Below are 16,153 nucleotides of genomic sequence, written 5' to 3' on the forward strand. Positions count from 1 at the left end.
AGACTCTGCCGCCCACGTTTCTCTTTCTTCCTTATGCAATTGTCAAAGAACGGACGATGCGTACACACCGTCTGATGCACCGTAGCCGGCACACGAGAAAACAAACCCCACCGCCGGCTCTCCGGCAGCACCCATTCAGGTTTCGGGGAGGAACCCCGCACGATCTCGGCGAGATCGCGAGGTCACGGTGCGCTATATCGTCGGGAGGCCGATGATTGTCAAGCGCCTATTTCAGGAAATTTGCGCGAGCGGCGATGCGGCCTTTTTGAAGCGAGCGTCCGACGGACAGCGACCTCGCCGCCGCCATCGGTCGGGGCGGCCCGCAGCCGCAGGGGTCACGCGCGGCGAAGCACGGCCCCGCGCTCACGTCGCGTCGAACTTGCTGGCGCGGCGTTTGCCGAGCAGCAGCTTGCGCTCGAGATGGGCGCGCAGCTCGGCGTAGTAGGCAGTCAGGAAAGGTCGCGGCTGGTAGTCGGCGCGCTCCAGGCCGATCTTGCGGCCGATCGCTTCGGCAACGGTGGCGAGCGCCGCATCATTGTCGCCGCGCAGCACCTCCTCCAGCTTGTGCAGCTCGGCGATGCCGTAGGCGTCGAGCTGTTCGGGGGTGAAACGATAGGTTCCCGCCCCCGCCTGCTTCGACAGATCCTCGGCCAGCGCGCGTTTCGGCGCCTCCACCACCCAGGTGCCGGCGAGCAGGTCGCCGATGCGCATGCGATCACGGTTGAACAGCGGGAACAGCGCGAAGCCGAGTGCCCAGACCGCGCCGAGAGCTGTGGTCATCGTATCGGCGACGCCGGTGCCGGCACGGGCCACAAGCATCGACAGCGGCAGGAACACCTCGATCTCGCGCATCAGGTTGCGGGCGATCACCTGGTCGATCGCCAGGCCCGATCCGTCGCGCGAGGCGACGCGCAGGCCCATGATGCGCTTGCCGGGCGTCCGTGCCCCGCGGCCGGCCTCGAAGGCGAGGAAATAGGCATTGCGCAGAAAGAAGACGAGGATCGTCCAGACGACGGCGATAGGCTCGGCGCGGTCGAGACCGAGCCCGCCCAGTCCGAACAGCGCGACGAGGCTGATGACGATGCCGGCGACGACGATGATCGCCACGTCGAGAAAGAACGCGCCGGCGCGCGTGCCGGCGTCGGCCAGCGTGACGCCGAGATCGACGCCCTCCGGCGTCACCAGCGCGCGCCTGCGGGTCCCCGGCTCCCGTGGTCCGAGCCGCGCCATCAGGCTTTTCCATCCGGATCGTCCGCCCGGACCAGATAGAAATAGGCGAGCCACAGGGCCAGAAAACCGCCGCCGATCGCGTAGCGCAGGCTGTCGCTGGTGACGAGCTGGCGGCCGAACCCTTCGAGCAGGCCGGCGGCCAGCAGCATGATGGCGACGCCGACCATGGCGCTCGCAGCGACGCGGCCGGCTTTTGCCGCAGCCTTCATGCGCGACAGCCCGCCAGGAAAGGCGACGCGCGTGCCGATGCGCATGCCGGCTGCTCCGGCGATGCAGATGGCGAAAAGCTCGGTGCTGCCGTGGATGAACAGCCAGCCGCCGAACTCGTAGCCGAGACCCTTCGACCAGAAGACGTAGGACATGGCGCCGATGATGCAGCCGTTCATCAGGATGAGCAGCACGGTCGGCACCGCCAGCATGAAGCCGAGCGCGAAGGCGAGGATCGACACCTGGACATTGTGGGTGAACAGATAGGCGGCGAATGTGGAGAGATAGCCGTCGCCGCCGCCGTCATAAAGGCCCATGCGCAGCCATTCGACGGTGGCGTCCGGGCCGCGTCCGCCGGCGAGCTCCGCCGGAATGATGGCGTCGTACCAGCTCTTGTCGGAGGCGACGAGGCGGAAGCCGGCGATGAAGCCGGCCAGCATCAGCGCCACCGAGACGAGCGTTTCACGCCACAGGTCGCGGATGGCGCCCGGCCAGTCGTGCACGAAGAAGTCGGCGATGCGCTCGATCAGGCCGCGCCGGGCGCCGTACAGATAGAAGTAGCCGCGCAGGCAGAGCGATTCCAGATAGGCGACGAGTGCGTTGTCGAGCGAGGTGGCGCGCGCCACCGACAGTGCCGAGAGGGTCGAGCGGTAGAGCACCGGCAGCGACAGAAGCTCTTCGTCGGTAAGTGCTTTCGGCGAGCGCTTTTCGGCGCGGGTGATCAGTTCGTCGAAGGCTTTCCAGTCCTTTTCGCGCTCGGAGCGGAAGCTGGCGAGCGACTGGCGGACGCTGTCGGCGGGAATCCGGGCGCTCACAGCAAATTCTCCCGCTTCAGGTCGAGATAGTGCTGCACCAGCTCGGGGCCGAGACGGCGGTGATCGGCCTCGACGACATGGGCACCGAGACGCCGCAGTTTGGCGATGACCACGTCGCGCTCGCGCAGCAGCCCTCCGGCGATCACAGAGCGCGCCACGTCCTCGCCGCTCACGGGCTCCGTGTCGGAGAGCGTTTCCAGCTCCTCGTCCTTCATCAGCATGAACAGGACCAGATGCCGCTCGGTCAGGCGGCCGACGGTGCGCAGCATCAGCTCGGCGCTGATGGCGTCGACGAAATCGGTGAAGACGATCACCAGCGAACGCCGGTCGAGCTGTGCGGACAGCGTCGTCAGGGCAAGGGTGAAGTTGGTCTCCTCGTTGGAATAGTCGATCTCGGCGGCGCGCTTCTGCAGCAGCGAAAAGCCGCTGGAGCCGCGCACCGCCTTGCCGATCACGCGCGGACGGGCGTCGAAACTGAACAGGCCGACCATGTCGCCGCCCTTCAGCGCGACGAAGGCGGTGAGCAGCGCCGCCGTCACGGCGCGGTCGAGTTTGGCGACGCCTTCGATCGGCTCGCACATCAGCCGGCCCGAATCGATGGCCAACACGATGTTGTTGTTCTGCTCGACGCGGAACTCGCGCGCCACCAGCCTGCCGTGGCGGGCGCTGCGCTTCCAGTCGATCATGCGCCGGCCCATGCCGGGCTGGTAGTCCTTCAGCGCCTCGAACTCGCGGCCCTGGCCGGAGCGGCGCTGCTCCTTGCCATCTGCGAGCGCGTCGCGCCGCAGCAGCGAGATGGCGTCGTCGCGCATGGAGGCGACGTTGGGCAGCACGGCGACCTTGTTGTCCATGGACAAGACGACCTGCTTCCAGGTGAGTCCGAACGGACCCGGCCAGCGCAGCCACAACCGGTCGAGGCTCGCCATGCCGCGCCGCACGGCACGGAAGCGCAGCTCCAGCCCGCCGCCGTTCGGCGTCGGGTAGAGCGCACCGCCGGCCTCGCCGAGCGGAACGAGCCGTTCGTCATGGGCGAGCCGCGCCTCGATTCGGCTCGGCCATTTGCCGGCGAAATAAGCGCTGATGAAGACGGGAAACTGGCCGCCTATGCCGACCTGCGGAACCGATTGCAGGCCGGCCGTCAGCGAGGCGCGACCCGGGCCGGCGGAAGCGTCGACCGCCAGGAAGCCCAGAAGAATGCATATCCACGAAAGGCCGAGATACCAGGCCGACGGCAGCGCCAGCGCCACCAGGAACGCCGGGACGACGCCGATGACGGCCGCCCAGACGCAACGGCCGGTCGGGTAGATCAACGTGGCGCCTCCGTCCGGTCGACGAGGTCGGCGACGATCTGCTCGATCTCGCGGCCGTCGATCTGCGCGGCTGGCGACAGCACCACGCGGTGGCGAAGCGCCGGCACGGCGAGCGTCTTCACGTCGTCGGGGATGACGTAGGCGCGCCCGTCAAGGGCGGCGCGGGCGCGGGCGGCGCGCGCCAGCATCACGCCGGCGCGCGGGCTGGCGCCGACTTCCAGCTCGGCGCTGTCGCGGGTGGCGCGCACCAGCCGGGCGATGTAGTCGACCACCTCGTCGACCAGCGTCACCGAACTTACCGTCGCCAGCGCCGCCTGCAACGCCTCGCCGTCGAGCTGCGCCTCGATGTGGAAATCCTCGATCTTGCGCGCGCCGGCGCCGCCATGATGGACGATGATGGCGCGCTCTTCCTCGACGCTCGGATAGGACACCTTGTGCTTGAACAGGAAGCGGTCGAGCTGTGCTTCGGGCAATGGATAGACGCCCTGGTGCTCGATCGGGTTCTGGGTGGCGACGACCATGAAGTTGGCGCCGAGCGAATGCGTGGTGCCGTCGAAGGTGACGGCGTTCTCCTGCATGGCCTCCAGCAGCGCGGCCTGGGTTTTCGGCGGCGTGCGGTTGATCTCGTCGGCGAGCAGCAGGTCGCAGAAGATCGGGCCGCGCGTCAGCGTGAACTGCCCGGTCTGGAAATTGTAGATGTTGGAGCCGACGATGTCGCCGGGCATCAGGTCGGGGGTGAACTGGATGCGGCCATAGGTGACGCCGAGCGCCTGGGCGAAGCAGCGGGCGATCATGGTCTTGGCGGTACCCGGCGGGCCTTCCAGCAGGATATGGCCTCCGGCGAACAAAGCCGTCAGCATCAGATCGACCGTATCCGTCTGCCCGGTGATCGCCTTGCCGACCTCGGCCCTTATGCGGCCGGCGGCGGCCTTCACTTCATCGACGTTCACGGAACCTCCTTGCGATCCATTCGTGCAGCCGGCGGGCGGCCGCCGTCAGGTCGGTCTCGTTGGCGGCCTTGCGCACCGCGTCCGACAGCGATGCATAGCCATCCTTGCCGTCCTTGCCGCGGCGGGCGATCCAGTGGTCTAGCGCTTCGTCGCGCAAGTCTTGCGGCGCGCCGAAGATGGCGCCGGCGCGCCGGCGCATGAGCGCAGCATAACGGCCGCCGAGATGGTCCAGCCGGCCGGCGCGGCGCATCAGCCGCGCGGTCGTCTCCACCAGCGCCCGCTTGCCGAAAGGAATGGCGCGGGTTTCCGCCTGCGCCGGACCGAAGCGGCCGAGCCCGTGCAGCAGCGTCAGCGCCGAGGCGGCAAGGATCGCCAGCGTCAGCGCCAGGAACGGCGGTTCGAGCAGCAGCTTCATCAGATCGTGCTTGCGGTCCGCGCCGTGCAGGGTGAGGTCGAACACCACCGGCTCGCGATTGGGCCGGATCATGTCGATCAGGCCGAGCGCCGCCGCGGCACGATCCAGGTCCTTCAGCGCCGCGTTGTCGAGCAGATCCGGATCGGTGAGCACGAAGAACGGCTTCTCCGGTATTCCGATCAGCACGCCACTCTCGCCGCCGGCCGAGATGAGCGCGTCCGGAAAGCTCACCCATTGCAGATCTTTCGGAGCGGGCGCGACGAAACCGTCGCCGCGAACCCGCAGGCTTTCCGCCGACACTTTATCCGAGCCCACCTTGGCCTCGAGAAGCTGCGCGAGCCAATGGTCCACCTCGCCGGCGGAAAGCCGCCCGAATTCCATTTCCCAGCCCTCGCGGCCGGGATACGGCGTGGTTCGCCATTTGGGCAGGACGAACAGCGTCGGAAGACCCTCACGCGCCGCGATGATGTCCTTCAGCGCCGCCGCGTCGCTTTGCGGCGAGATGGTCACGATCGCCAGCCCGTCGTAATAAAGATCGTCGAGGCTGCGCGCCGTCCACGGCTCGTCACCGGTCAGCGTCATCAGCTCCACGAGCCCGGCAAAGCCCGTGCCGCTCTTCGACAGCGCCGACGCACCGCCCTGCTGTCCGACGCGGAAGTCCGGCGCATATGTGGACAAGAGCACGAAGCCGGCGGCGGCGATCAAGCTGGCCAGCACGCCCCACAGCACGGTGCGCCGGTTGAAGGGAGATTCGGACGAAGCGAGCGAGGGCACCGTGCTCATGCCCATGCGTTCCGGAAGGCGAACCGTTCGTAGGCGTCGCGCGCCTCGCGCCAACCATCGGCCCCGACCGGCTTCCTCGCGAACAGGGCGGCCTCGACGATCCGGGCGATCTCGGCGAAGGCGTCGCGCGCCAGCGTCGGCAGCAGCGTCGCGCCGGCGATGTCGCGGGCCGTCAGCGAGGGGCGCAGGAAGTGCGGCATGCGCTGCGATATGTCCTCGACGCTGCGGCGGAGCAGCAGGTGCACAGCCTCGTCGTATTCACCGCGCGCGGCGAGCGCGTCGGCCTCCGACAGCAGGGTCTGGGCGACAGCGGCATCGGGACGCCAGTTCTTCTCCGGCACGATTTCCTCCGCCTTGCGCTGCCAGGGAAAGCGCCAGGCGACGCCCCGCAGCTCGAGGATGACCATCAGCAGGATGACCGCCGCCCCGGCGATGACGGTGGTCCAGAAGATGTAGATCATGTACGGCGCCAACCACTGCAGGAAGTCGGCAAGAGGCTTCAGCCATTCCGGCGGCTGCGGCTGCTGGTAGGTCGGCAGGTCGAACTGGATCGAATCGTCGGCCAGCAGCCGGCGATGGGCTAGCGCCACCCCTTCGGCAATATGCGCCGGCGCTGCTTCGGCCTCGTCCATGATTTCTCCAGCCAATCGGGCAATCACTGGCAATCCGCAGGCAAAAATGCAAGCGATGCTGGACGAAGCGCGTCAAGATTGGCAACTTATACTTTAAATGCAGCACCGGGGGACACGCGCTGCAAGCGGGAGAGGACAAGATGAGCATGGCAAGCTACGATCGGCCGGCGGCGTTCCGCATCGGCCGGGTATTCGGCGATACGTTCAATGTGCTTGGCCGCAATTTCGGGCTGTGTATCGGGCTGGCGGCGATCTTTTCAGGCCTGCCGACGTTCCTATACCAGCTATGGACGGGCAACCAGGTCGAGGCGGCGCTCGTCTCGGCCGAGACGGGAACGCCCTCGCCGCCCGAGTTCGGGGCATCGTTCATTCTTGCTGGCCTCGTTGGTTTCATCATTTACATGGTGCTGACCTCGATCCTCCAGGCGGCGCTGGTGCGCACCACGATCGAGGACCTGAACGGCGAAAAGCCGACCTTCGCCGACAGCTTGAGCCGCGCACTGGCCGTGCTGCTGCCGATCATTAGCCTGTCGCTCCTGATGTATCTCGGCATCACCATCGGTTTCATGCTGCTGATCATCCCCGGACTCTATTTGCTGGTGCGCTGGTCGGCGGCGGTGCCGGTGCTGGTTCACGAGCGTCTTGGCGTCCTCGCCAGCATGAAGCGCAGCGCCGAGCTGACGAAGGGAAGCCGCTGGCGCATCTTCGGGCTGTTCGTCATCCTGATCCTCGCGATCTGGGTCCTGCAAATGGCACTGGGACTTTTGGCCCTGGCGATCATGCCCCTTCTGGGAACCGTCCTGGCCACGGCGGTGGGAGCCCTGCTCTCGGCGGTGGCGTCGGTGATCGCCTCGATCGCGGTCGCCGTCGCCTATGTCGAACTGCGCTACGTCAAGGAGGGTGCCGATGTGAAGCAGCTGGCGGAGATCTTCGCGTAAGGCCCGGCTCGGGCAACGGGAACCCACCTCTTTCGCCAAGCTTTGCCGCTCTCGGTTGGTGGCGACCACAAACGGCGCCCGCGCCAGGAAGAACGTTGTGCATCAGGCGAGCGGGCAGGGTCCGATCGCCTGATGCTGGCGTCTATGTCCGCATTGACCGCAAGTCGTCAACAGCGGACGTTCCGCAATTTCGCCCACGGGCAACACACCCGGGCATTCTCCCCGTCTCTTGTCGTTCTGGGGTAGACAAAGGCTTCTTGGTCGGCAAATGAAGCTGCGGAAGACCTCGGCTGCCGATGGTGAACCCGATGCGCGTCGCGACGGGTTGGCCTCGGCTTGGCGGGAAACCACCGCCAGGCGGCCGTATTCAACAGGAAGGTTCCGGCGATGCTTGGCTGGTTTCGTGCGCTGCTGCCTCGCGAAGACCGCTTCTTCGATCTTTTCGAGAAACATTCCCGCACCGTCGTCGGCGGGGCCGAGGCCTTGCAGAAGCTGCTCGAGGGCGGCGAAGGCGTGGAAGAGCATTGCCGCAGGATCGTCGAACTGGAGCACCAGGCCGACGACATCACCCGCGAGGTGCTGGTTGCGGTCCACCGCAGCTTCATCACGCCGTTCGACCGCGGCGACATCAAGGATCTGATCCAGTCGCTCGATGACGCGATCGACATGATGCACAAGACGGTGAAGATCGTGAGGCTGTTCGAGCAGCGGGAATTCGATCCCAAGATGCGCGAGATGGGAGCGATCATCCTGCAGGCGGCGAAGATCACGGCCGACGCGATCCCTCTGCTGCAGAAGGTCGGCGCCAACGCCGCCCGCTTGCAGGAGCTGGCCGAGGACGTCATGCGCATCGAGGGCCGGGCCGACGAGCTGCATGAGGAAGGGCTGAAGGATCTGTTCCGCCAATACGGGCGCAGCGACCCGATGGCCTACATGATCGGCTCGGAGATCTACGGCCAGCTCGAGAAGGTGGTCGACCGCTTCGAGGACGTCGCCAACGAGATCAGCGGCATCGTGATCGAAAACGTCTGATGGACGCCACCCTCGTTTTCCCGCTTCTGGTCGCCCTGATCGGCGTCGCGCTGTTCTTCGACTTCTTGAACGGCCTGCACGACGCAGCCAACTCGATCGCCACCATCGTGTCGACCCGCGTGCTCAGGCCGCAATATGCCGTGTTCTGGGCGGCCTTCTTCAACTTCATCGCCTTTCTCTTCTTCGGGCTGCATGTCGCCGAGACGCTCGGCACCGGCATCATCGATGCCTCGGTCGTCGATCCCGGCGTGATCTTCTCGGCGCTGGTGGGCGCCATCGCCTGGAACCTCATCACCTGGTATTTTGGCATCCCCTCCAGCAGCTCGCACGCGCTGATCGGTGGCCTGGTGGGCGCCGGCGTCGCCAAGGCGGGCGGCGGCGCCATCGTCTGGACCGGCCTGCTCAAGACCGCCGCGGCCATCGTGCTGTCGCCGGCGACCGGCTTCGTGCTGGCGCTGCTGCTGGTGCTCGCCGTGTCGTGGTTCTTCGTGCGCAGCACACCCTTTGCGGTCGACAGCACTTTCCGCGTCCTGCAGTTCGTCTCGGCGTCGCTCTACTCGCTCGGCCATGGCGGCAACGACGCGCAGAAGACGATGGGCATCATCGCCGTGCTGCTCTACTCGCAGGGTTATCTCGGCAGCGAGTTCTACGTGCCCTTCTGGGTGGTGATCACCTGTCAGGCGGTCCTGGCGCTCGGCACGCTGTTCGGTGGCTGGCGCATCGTCCACACCATGGGCTCCAAGATCACGCGGCTCAATCCGATGCAGGGTTTCTGCGCCGAGACCGGCGGCGCCATCACGCTGTTCGCCGCGACATGGCTCGGCATCCCGGTCTCGACCACCCACACCATCACCGGCGCCATCGTCGGCGTCGGCGCCGCCAGGCGGGTCTCGGCGGTCCGCTGGGGGCTGGCCGGCAACATCGTGATCGCGTGGATCGTCACGCTGCCAGCGACCGCCGTGATCGCCGCGCTCACCTACGCCGCGGTCGGCCTGTTCGGCTGAACCGGGCAGGCGTCCGGCGGCCGCGAGAGGTCCAAGAGAGCACCATTTCCGTTTGCGGTCGTCCTCGCCAGCCGCTATATAGGGCAGGATTTCCCAAAATCGGTGGCTCTGACCACCGCCCGCGCTAGGGACGCGGGCGAACGAGAGGATTTTTGCTAATGGCCAACACGCTGCTCATGCCCAAGGCGACCGCCGTCTGGCTGGTCGACAACACCGCGCTGTCGTTCGAACAGATCGCCCAGTTCTGCTCGCTGCATCCGCTCGAGGTGAAGGCGATCGCCGACGGCGAATCGGCGCAGGGCATCAAGGGCATGGACCCGATCATCACCGGCCAGCTGTCGCGCGAGGAGATCGCCCGCGGCGAGAAGGACGCCAACTATCGGCTGCGGTTGTCCGACCCGAAGGTGCGCGTGCCCGAATCGAAGCGCCGCGCCCCGCGCTACACGCCGCTGTCGAAGCGCCAGGACCGGCCCAACGCCATCCTGTGGTTGGTGCGCAATCATCCCGAGCTCAAGGACGCGCAGATCTCGCGGCTCGTCGGCACCACCAAGTCGACCATCGAGCAGATCCGCGAGCGCCGCCACTGGAACGCCGCCAACCTGGCGCCGATGGACCCTGTGACGCTCGGCCTGTGCTCGCAGATCGACCTCGACATCGAGGTGCAGCGCGCCTCGGCCGGCAAGCCTGCGCCGGCGCCGTCCGGCGAGACCTTGCTTCCCGCCTCCATGACCGAGCGGCTGACGCCGTCGCTGGAAAAGGAGAAGGAAGAAGACAAGGAACTGGACGCCGACGCGGTCTTCGCCAAGCTGTCGGCTCTGAAGAAGAAGGACGACGAGGAAGAAGAATAGCCACTCGGCTGTTCGGCTGCGCCCTTCCCCGGACAACCCATGGGCGGGCGAGCATCGAAGGGCGCACGGCAAGCCTTCTACTGCTCCCGCACCCGCCCGTTGGTACCCGTTTCGCCGTGACGTTCCATGGTGCGGTAGAAGTCGGCGAGCAGCTTGCCCTTCTCCGGCTTGAACTTGCGGTCGGCGCATACCACGCTGGCGATACGGTCGACGCGGAAGGCACGGAAGTCGCCGCGCATCTCGCACCAGGCGACCAGCGTCCACACCTTGCCCCAGAACCACAGGCCGAGCGGCCGCACCTCGCGGATCGTGCTGCGGCCGGCCTCGTCGCGATAGTCGAGCCGCAGCACCGAGCGGCTCTCGACGGCACGCTCGATCAGGTCGATGGCGGCGCGGTCGGCATCACTCACCACCCACATCGGCGTGTGAATCTCGGTGCGGGCGATACGGTCCTTCTCGCTGTCGGGCAGCACCGCGCCGATCTTGATCAGCGCCTCCTCGGCGGCCCGCGCCATGGTGGCGCCGCCGAAGGCTCGCACCATTCGTGCGCCCGCCACCAGCGCCACGATCTCGTCGCGGGTGAACATCAGTGGCGGCAGGTCGAAGCCTTCGCGCATGATGTAGCCGACCCCGGCTTCGCCGTCGATCGGCACGCCGGTCGCCTGCAGGTCGGCGATGTCGCGGTAGATGGTGCGCTCGGAAACTTCCAGCCATTGGCCCAGCTTCTGCGCGGTGACCAGGCGGCCGCCGCGGAAATGCTGGACGATCTGGAACAGACGGTCGGCCCGCCGCATCGCTCAGTCTCCCAATCCTTCGCGCCGCCGCTGCCGGGCGACGAAATCGGCGCCGAAGCTCAAACGTCCGGTCGTCGGCGTCTTCGCGTCGAGCACGCGCCAGAACGGCGTGATGCCGGCAAGCCCGGCGCCGCGCTCGAGTTGCTCGTGCGCGGCCTCGGCGACGGTGCGCAGATGATAGCCGATCGTGACCGGGCAGGTCACCTCGGCGCCATGCTCGATTGCGAGCGCGGTGCGTAAAGCCCGTACGTCCATCTCGACTCCCTCCGGGATCGAGCGGATGAACGCGTCGACCTGGCGCGCGGTCGGCACCAGCATGCGCTGGCCTTCGATCACGTCCGAGAAGCTGCGCGGCGATGGCTTGTAGGCCGCCGCGCCGTCGTCGAGCTTGTCCGTCCAGGTCTTCATGCGGCCAACCTTGTCTCGAAGCGGTGACCGGCTTGTGCCGGCTCCCCTTGCTCAAGACGTTCGAGCATGGCCGAATCCGACATCGCATGTCTGGCGATCGGATTGGGCCATGACGGCTCCATGGAAAAGCCGCTGCGCAGCACGGCCTCGTAGAAGCGCCGTCCTGCGTCCTCGCCGGCCATCCAAGGGTCGGCTTTGCTGATGCGTGTCTGGGCGGCCATCAGTTTGCCCTCTTCTCTTGAGTTCATCTTGTCACGGCGCTCCTGACAGCATTCTGTCAGGAGCAGTGTCACCAGACCTGCCGCGGCTCCACCGTGCTCCAAGGCTCGGCGGCGTCGCGGAAAGCGTCCGTCTGCTGCGGCGATCCAGCCGGCGCTACAGCCAGGGCCTGTAGCGGTCGAAGCGGTCCGGCCAGCCGATGTCCTTGCGGATGCTGGCGGGCAGCGCGTTCAGCAGCCGCTCGGTGCGGCTCTGGTTGCGCAGGGTCTGGATCTTGCCGGCATACTGACGGATCGAGTGCACGACGTTCAGCGGGTTCATGACGGCTTCTCCTCATCTTGACGAAGCCATCATCGCACACCCCTCCTGACAGCACTCTGTCAGGTGCCCGGCACCCGTCATTCAGTCCGTCGAAACCGGCACCGTGTAGTTCAGCGCCAGCCGCCCGCCATCGGCATAGATCGTCTGGCCGGTGACGTAGCTGGCCTCGTCGGAGGCGAGGAAGGCGGCGATCGAGGCGATCTCGTCGGGATCGCCGACACGGCCGAGCGGCGTGCGCGAGAGCAGGCGGTCGCGGGCCTCGGGGTCGCTGTTGGCCGCCGCCAGCATGTCGGTGGCGATCGAGCCGGGACCGATGGCATTGACGCGGATTCCGTAGGGAGCGAGCGCCAGCGCCATCACGCGGGTGAGCTGGTTCACACCGCCCTTCGACACGGAATAGGCAACCAGCTCAGCGCTCGACACGACAGCGTTGATCGACGACATGTTGACGATCGAGCCTGGATTGCCGCCGCGCTCCGCCTTCTCGACCATGTAGCGGGCGACCGCCTGTCCTGTCAGGAAGGCGCCCTTCAGGTTGACATGCAGCACCCGGTCGAAGTCCTCCTCGCTGACGTCCAGGAAGGATTGCCCGTGAACGATGCCGGCATTGCTGACCAGCACGTCGATGTCGCCGAAATCCTCGATCGTCGCCGCCACCAGATTGTGGACGTCGAGCCGCCGTCCGACATCGGTCTTGACGAAGTGGACGGAGCCGAAGCCGGAAAGGTCCCGTTCCGCCTTGCCGCCGCGCTCGCTGTCGATGTCGGCGATCGTCACCTTGCAGCCTTCCTGCAGGAATCGCCGGGCGATGGCGAAGCCGATGCCGCCGGCCCCGCCCGTGACGATCGCGACCTTGCCCTGCAGCTTCATGGATCATCCTCCGACGGATGGGCCGACAGTGACGCCGGCCGTGCGACGGGTCAACAGCCGGTCGTGGCATCGGGCGGCGATCCGCCCTATCTATGGCAGGAGACGAACAATGGCAGGAAGGGCGATGGCACGCTGGACAGGAACGACCGGTCTCGCCGCTGCCGCTGCGCTGGGGCTGGCGCTGCTTGGCAGCGAGGCCCTGGCGGAAAGCTCGCAGCTCGACCGGGTGCTCAACAACCAACTGCGCAGCAACCGTACCGGCGTCGATGTCAGGGTGATCGAGCAGCGGCAGCGGCGGATGGATTTCCAGGAGCGGCAGCAGCGCTACCGCGAGCAGGACCGGATCAACGCCGGCCGGCCGCGCCCGCGGCTGGAGGTGCCCATCATGCGCGGCAGCTGCCAGACGCCGATCGAGGGCAGCAGGGCGATGCGGCGCAACTGCCGGTGAAGTGGAGTGGCGGCCGCGGAAATGGTCGGTCGAGCACTGCCGCGGCGACCCCACCCGGCCGCTTCGCGGCCACCCTGCCCTCAAGGGGGAGGGAAATGCTGCGCGCTCCATCCTCACCACGCCCTGCCTTTCGCAGTCTGGCCATTGAAAGAAAGTGCGGGAAGCGGGGCGCGGGGCCGAGCCTCTCTAAGTAAAATACGTGGCGCGGTGACCCGCGCCCCGCCGGCGTTCTTGCCCGTCCGCTAACCCGCATTCGCGCGACCTTCGCGGCTGGGGCCCGGGCCTCCAGCTCACGCCAGCCGTGCTACCGTTTGCACGACCGACCCGGCGCCGACGCTCCCTCCTGATACCCGGTGCGCACCAGATTCCCGCAGGGAGCGGCTTTCGGGCGCAAGTATGCGGCAAGCGAGAGGGGAGGGGATAAAATTTTGCCCGTGAGCGACGCCCGTTGCATCGTTCAGCATGGCGAGAGCTGACCAGTTCCGGGCAAGTGCCGGGACAGTTTACTTTTTTCGGCTTGCGCGACTTCTGAACCGCCGCGGCTTTTCTGCCGAAAAGAAAATAAACTGTCCCCTTGCGCGATGCCTATGCCGCCTTCTGCTTCGGCTGGATCAGGCCGCGGGCAACCAGCAACTCGGCGATCTGGATGGCGTTGAGCGCGGCACCCTTGCGCAGATTGTCGGAGACGACCCACAGATTGAGGCCGTTGTCGACCGTGGAATCCTCGCGGATGCGGCTGATATAGGTGGCGTCCTCGCCGGCCGATTCCAGCGGCGTGATGTAGCCGCCGTTCTCGCGCTTGTCGATGACCAGGCAGCCCGGCGCCTCGCGCAGGATGTCGCGCGCCTCGTCGGCGGTGATCGGCTTCTCGAACTCGACGTTGACGGCTTCCGAATGGCCGATGAACACCGGCACGCGCACGCAGGTGGCGGTCACCTTGATCTTGGGGTCGAGCATCTTCTTGGTCTCGGCGACCATCTTCCACTCTTCCTTGGTCGAGCCGTCATCCATGAAGACGTCGATATGCGGAATGACGTTGAAGGCGATGCGCTTGGTGAACTTCTTGGCTTCGACCGGATCGGCGACGAAGACGGCGCGCGTCTGCGTGAACAGCTCGTCCATGCCCTCCTTGCCGGCGCCCGACACCGACTGGTAGGTGGCGACCACGATGCGCTTGATGGTGGCGGCGTCATGCAGCGGCTTCAGCGCCACCAGCAGCTGCGCGGTCGAGCAGTTGGGATTGGCGATGATGTTGCGCCGGGTGTAGCCATCGATGGCGTCGGGGTTCACCTCCGGCACGATCAGCGGCACGTCCTGGTCGTAGCGCCAGGCCGACGAATTGTCGATGACGATGCAGCCCTGCTTGCCGATCTTGGGCGACCATTCCTTGGAGACGGCGCCGCCCGCCGACATCAGGCAGATGTCGGTATCGGAGAAGTCGTAGCCGTCGAGCGCCTTGACCTTCAGCGTCCTGTCGCCGAACGACACCTCGGTGCCGACCGAGCGGCGCGACGCCAGCGCCACCACCTCGCCGACCGGAAAGCCGCGCTCCTCCAGAATGTTCAGCATCTCGCGGCCCACATTTCCCGTGGCGCCGGCAACCGCTACCTTGAATGCCATTTCAACTGCTCCTGTCCTCACCGCCTGGCTTGGAGACAACCCGCTGGCCGTCGCGGGTCTCGTTCCCGGGCCGGACCCGGGTGAGGGCGAGCTGGCCAGGGAAATCAGACCGTTTTGGTCGCGGTCGTTTTGGCCGTGGTTCTGGTCGAAGAGAGGGACGCGCGCTCGCGCCCGGCGCCATGGCCGGGAAACTCGAACACGAAAAGCGCCATCAACAGGCCGCGCATCATCCACCTTCGCTGCGGGTTCCGGGAGCCGGACCCGTGGCTGTTCGCCCGCGCGTGCTTTTAGCGGGTTCGGGGGAAGAGTCAATTAGAGGACGACGCTGAGCAGCGAATCCGCCTGCGACGCCAGCGTAGGCTCATCGCAATCTTACCGGCAGGCCGGCGAACAGGTAAGATTCGACCTGTCTCGTTTGGAAACGCTTAACCATGTCGCGCAACAGACGTTGGCACACTGCTTCGCGGCCAAGCGGCGCGCCCGCGACTCAGCTAGCGGGGAGTTGGCCGGGCTCACTATCGACCAGCACTCGACGACCTCAGGCAACATGTCGCCGGTGTTGAGGTGAGCCCGGTCACCCCTTGCTGAAAGCTCGCCGGGCCATAACCTACCCCGCCCATGCCCCGGCGATCCTTCATTCCCGATTTGGTACATCGGGCGCCGGCAGGTAGCCGGCCATCTCGGGTGATGCATGTGCCGTGCCAGGAAGCCGCGATGGATGCAGGGACTGGCAATCGTCGGGCCTGTCGGGTGCCCCCGACAGTGTCAGCCGCCACGACCGCGCATAGGCTTTTGAGGGACCAGCCCGTCATGGCGCGAAAGGCAGCGGCGAACGACATGCCGACCTGTTCGGCCAGGGTCGCGACCGTCCACGGCCGACCGATGTCCGCGTGCAAGCTATGGAACGCGTGTCCGACGGCCTGCACCAGGAACTGGCCGGCGAGTTGCGCATCACCACGCTTCTTCCAGGCTATACGGCGACGAACTTCGCCGATCACATCTATGACGAACAGTTGCGCGCCAAGGCCGCGGCGGGCGGCTTGATGGCCATGCCTGATCGGCTCGACCGCATCCCCCCGACGATGAGCATCTACGGAGCGGCGAAGCTGCGCTCCTCGCCTCCGGAAAGTGGGGAGGTGGCGAGACCGAGGGCGAGACGCTGAAGGAAGGCTGCGCTATCGGTCACGACCTATGACGGCGGGCTCACAGCGCCTTTTCGAGTTCGGGCAGGATGGTGAAGAGGTCGCCGACGATGCCGTAGTCGGCGACCTGGAAGATCGGCGCCTCCTCGTCCTTGTTGATGGCGACG

General features: G+C 66.6%; 18 protein-coding genes and 1 pseudogene. 6 read left to right on the top strand and 13 right to left on the bottom strand.

Annotated features, from left to right (window positions below; translation table 11 throughout):
• Positions 1-363 precede the first annotated feature (363 nt).
• Genes AC5JDC_RS25815 through AC5JDC_RS25840 form a run of 6 tightly spaced genes read right to left on the bottom strand, consistent with a single transcriptional unit; the run spans position 364 to position 6,342 of the window.
• On the bottom strand, positions 364-1,230 hold the full coding sequence (locus AC5JDC_RS25815; RefSeq protein ID WP_106775604.1) for an RDD family protein: 867 nt from the start codon (positions 1,228-1,230) through the stop codon (positions 364-366).
• Positions 1,230-2,252, bottom strand: coding sequence for a stage II sporulation protein M (locus AC5JDC_RS25820; RefSeq protein ID WP_495845898.1), 1,023 nt, complete (start codon positions 2,250-2,252; stop codon positions 1,230-1,232). Before AC5JDC_RS25820 ends, AC5JDC_RS25815 begins: the two co-directional genes overlap by 1 nt.
• Positions 2,249-3,562 carry a DUF58 domain-containing protein gene (locus AC5JDC_RS25825; protein ID WP_495845900.1) on the bottom strand — a complete coding sequence of 438 codons (1,314 nt, stop codon included), beginning with the start codon at positions 3,560-3,562 and terminating at the stop codon, positions 2,249-2,251. Before AC5JDC_RS25825 ends, AC5JDC_RS25820 begins: the two co-directional genes overlap by 4 nt.
• Entirely contained in the window at positions 3,559-4,512 is a 954-nt protein-coding gene (locus AC5JDC_RS25830) for an AAA family ATPase (protein WP_495845902.1), read from the bottom strand. Before AC5JDC_RS25830 ends, AC5JDC_RS25825 begins: the two co-directional genes overlap by 4 nt.
• Positions 4,499-5,710: a DUF4350 domain-containing protein gene (locus AC5JDC_RS25835; protein WP_495845904.1), complete on the bottom strand. Its 1,212-nt coding sequence runs from the start codon at positions 5,708-5,710 to the stop codon at positions 4,499-4,501. The genes AC5JDC_RS25830 and AC5JDC_RS25835 overlap by 14 nt, the downstream gene beginning before the upstream one ends.
• A complete protein-coding gene (locus tag AC5JDC_RS25840; RefSeq protein WP_495845906.1) occupies positions 5,707-6,342 on the bottom strand; it encodes a DUF4129 domain-containing protein in 636 nt (211 codons plus the stop codon). The genes AC5JDC_RS25835 and AC5JDC_RS25840 overlap by 4 nt, the downstream gene beginning before the upstream one ends.
• Positions 6,343-6,488: 146 nt before the next feature.
• On the opposite strand from AC5JDC_RS25840, the gene AC5JDC_RS25845 reads away from it, so the two are divergent.
• From AC5JDC_RS25845 to AC5JDC_RS25860, 4 genes are all read left to right on the top strand, one after another.
• Positions 6,489-7,280: a glycerophosphoryl diester phosphodiesterase membrane domain-containing protein gene (locus AC5JDC_RS25845; protein ID WP_495845908.1), complete on the top strand. Its 792-nt coding sequence runs from the start codon at positions 6,489-6,491 to the stop codon at positions 7,278-7,280.
• Positions 7,281-7,667: 387 nt separating this feature from the next.
• The gene (locus AC5JDC_RS25850) at positions 7,668-8,312 is read left to right on the top strand and encodes a DUF47 domain-containing protein (RefSeq protein WP_106775611.1); all 645 of its coding nucleotides are present in this window, start codon (positions 7,668-7,670) and stop codon (positions 8,310-8,312) included.
• Complete coding sequence (locus AC5JDC_RS25855) at positions 8,312-9,316, top strand: inorganic phosphate transporter (RefSeq protein ID WP_495845910.1); 1,005 nt, start codon at positions 8,312-8,314, stop codon at positions 9,314-9,316. Before AC5JDC_RS25850 ends, AC5JDC_RS25855 begins: the two co-directional genes overlap by 1 nt.
• 158 nt (positions 9,317-9,474) lie before the next feature.
• Positions 9,475-10,164: a DUF1013 domain-containing protein gene (locus AC5JDC_RS25860; RefSeq protein ID WP_106775613.1), complete on the top strand. Its 690-nt coding sequence runs from the start codon at positions 9,475-9,477 to the stop codon at positions 10,162-10,164.
• A gap of 77 nt (positions 10,165-10,241) precedes the next feature.
• On the opposite strand, the gene AC5JDC_RS25865 is transcribed toward AC5JDC_RS25860, so the two are convergent.
• The 5 genes from AC5JDC_RS25865 to AC5JDC_RS25885 form a co-directional block, all read right to left on the bottom strand.
• Entirely contained in the window at positions 10,242-10,958 is a 717-nt protein-coding gene (locus AC5JDC_RS25865) for a helix-turn-helix transcriptional regulator (protein ID WP_106775614.1), read from the bottom strand.
• A 3-nt stretch (positions 10,959-10,961) separates the two neighbouring features.
• Positions 10,962-11,366 carry a hypothetical protein gene (locus tag AC5JDC_RS25870; RefSeq protein WP_495845913.1) on the bottom strand — a complete coding sequence of 135 codons (405 nt, stop codon included), beginning with the start codon at positions 11,364-11,366 and terminating at the stop codon, positions 10,962-10,964.
• Complete coding sequence (locus AC5JDC_RS25875; RefSeq protein ID WP_495845915.1) at positions 11,363-11,659, bottom strand: hypothetical protein; 297 nt, start codon at positions 11,657-11,659, stop codon at positions 11,363-11,365. The genes AC5JDC_RS25870 and AC5JDC_RS25875 overlap by 4 nt, the downstream gene beginning before the upstream one ends.
• A gap of 82 nt (positions 11,660-11,741) precedes the next feature.
• Entirely contained in the window at positions 11,742-11,906 is a 165-nt protein-coding gene (locus tag AC5JDC_RS25880; RefSeq protein WP_165816254.1) for a hypothetical protein, read from the bottom strand.
• Positions 11,907-11,987: 81 nt separating this feature from the next.
• Entirely contained in the window at positions 11,988-12,776 is a 789-nt protein-coding gene (locus AC5JDC_RS25885; protein WP_495845917.1) for an SDR family NAD(P)-dependent oxidoreductase, read from the bottom strand.
• A gap of 124 nt (positions 12,777-12,900) precedes the next feature.
• Between AC5JDC_RS25885 and AC5JDC_RS25890 the strand changes: the two genes are divergently transcribed.
• Complete coding sequence (locus tag AC5JDC_RS25890; RefSeq protein ID WP_495845919.1) at positions 12,901-13,224, top strand: hypothetical protein; 324 nt, start codon at positions 12,901-12,903, stop codon at positions 13,222-13,224.
• A gap of 585 nt (positions 13,225-13,809) precedes the next feature.
• On the opposite strand, the gene AC5JDC_RS25895 is transcribed toward AC5JDC_RS25890, so the two are convergent.
• Positions 13,810-14,844, bottom strand: coding sequence for an aspartate-semialdehyde dehydrogenase (locus tag AC5JDC_RS25895; RefSeq protein WP_106775619.1), 1,035 nt, complete (start codon positions 14,842-14,844; stop codon positions 13,810-13,812).
• 899 nt (positions 14,845-15,743) lie between these two features.
• On the opposite strand from AC5JDC_RS25895, the gene AC5JDC_RS25900 reads away from it, so the two are divergent.
• Positions 15,744-16,007, top strand: coding sequence for a hypothetical protein (locus AC5JDC_RS25900; RefSeq protein ID WP_495845922.1), 264 nt, complete (start codon positions 15,744-15,746; stop codon positions 16,005-16,007).
• 40 nt (positions 16,008-16,047) lie between these two features.
• Here the strand turns inward: AC5JDC_RS25900 and AC5JDC_RS25905 are convergent.
• Positions 16,048-16,153: pseudogene (locus AC5JDC_RS25905) on the bottom strand (electron transfer flavoprotein subunit alpha/FixB family protein); the annotation flags it as partial.

This window comes from Kumtagia sp., assembly GCF_059502445.1.

Coding starts and splice junctions, on each gene's coding strand:
- AC5JDC_RS25815 (WP_106775604.1), bottom strand. CDS start 1,230: ATGGCGCGGCTCGGACCACGGGAGCCGGGGACCCGCAGGCGCGCGCTG.
- AC5JDC_RS25835 (WP_495845904.1), bottom strand. CDS start 5,710: ATGAGCACGGTGCCCTCGCTCGCTTCGTCCGAATCTCCCTTCAACCGG.
- AC5JDC_RS25840 (WP_495845906.1), bottom strand. CDS start 6,342: ATGGACGAGGCCGAAGCAGCGCCGGCGCATATTGCCGAAGGGGTGGCG.
- AC5JDC_RS25845 (WP_495845908.1), top strand. CDS start 6,489: ATGGCAAGCTACGATCGGCCGGCGGCGTTCCGCATCGGCCGGGTATTC.
- AC5JDC_RS25850 (WP_106775611.1), top strand. CDS start 7,668: ATGCTTGGCTGGTTTCGTGCGCTGCTGCCTCGCGAAGACCGCTTCTTC.
- AC5JDC_RS25855 (WP_495845910.1), top strand. CDS start 8,312: ATGGACGCCACCCTCGTTTTCCCGCTTCTGGTCGCCCTGATCGGCGTC.
- AC5JDC_RS25860 (WP_106775613.1), top strand. CDS start 9,475: ATGGCCAACACGCTGCTCATGCCCAAGGCGACCGCCGTCTGGCTGGTC.
- AC5JDC_RS25865 (WP_106775614.1), bottom strand. CDS start 10,958: ATGCGGCGGGCCGACCGTCTGTTCCAGATCGTCCAGCATTTCCGCGGC.
- AC5JDC_RS25870 (WP_495845913.1), bottom strand. CDS start 11,366: ATGAAGACCTGGACGGACAAGCTCGACGACGGCGCGGCGGCCTACAAG.
- AC5JDC_RS25880 (WP_165816254.1), bottom strand. CDS start 11,906: ATGAACCCGCTGAACGTCGTGCACTCGATCCGTCAGTATGCCGGCAAG.
- AC5JDC_RS25885 (WP_495845917.1), bottom strand. CDS start 12,776: ATGAAGCTGCAGGGCAAGGTCGCGATCGTCACGGGCGGGGCCGGCGGC.
- AC5JDC_RS25890 (WP_495845919.1), top strand. CDS start 12,901: ATGGCACGCTGGACAGGAACGACCGGTCTCGCCGCTGCCGCTGCGCTG.
- AC5JDC_RS25895 (WP_106775619.1), bottom strand. CDS start 14,844: ATGGCATTCAAGGTAGCGGTTGCCGGCGCCACGGGAAATGTGGGCCGC.
- AC5JDC_RS25900 (WP_495845922.1), top strand. CDS start 15,744: ATGGAACGCGTGTCCGACGGCCTGCACCAGGAACTGGCCGGCGAGTTG.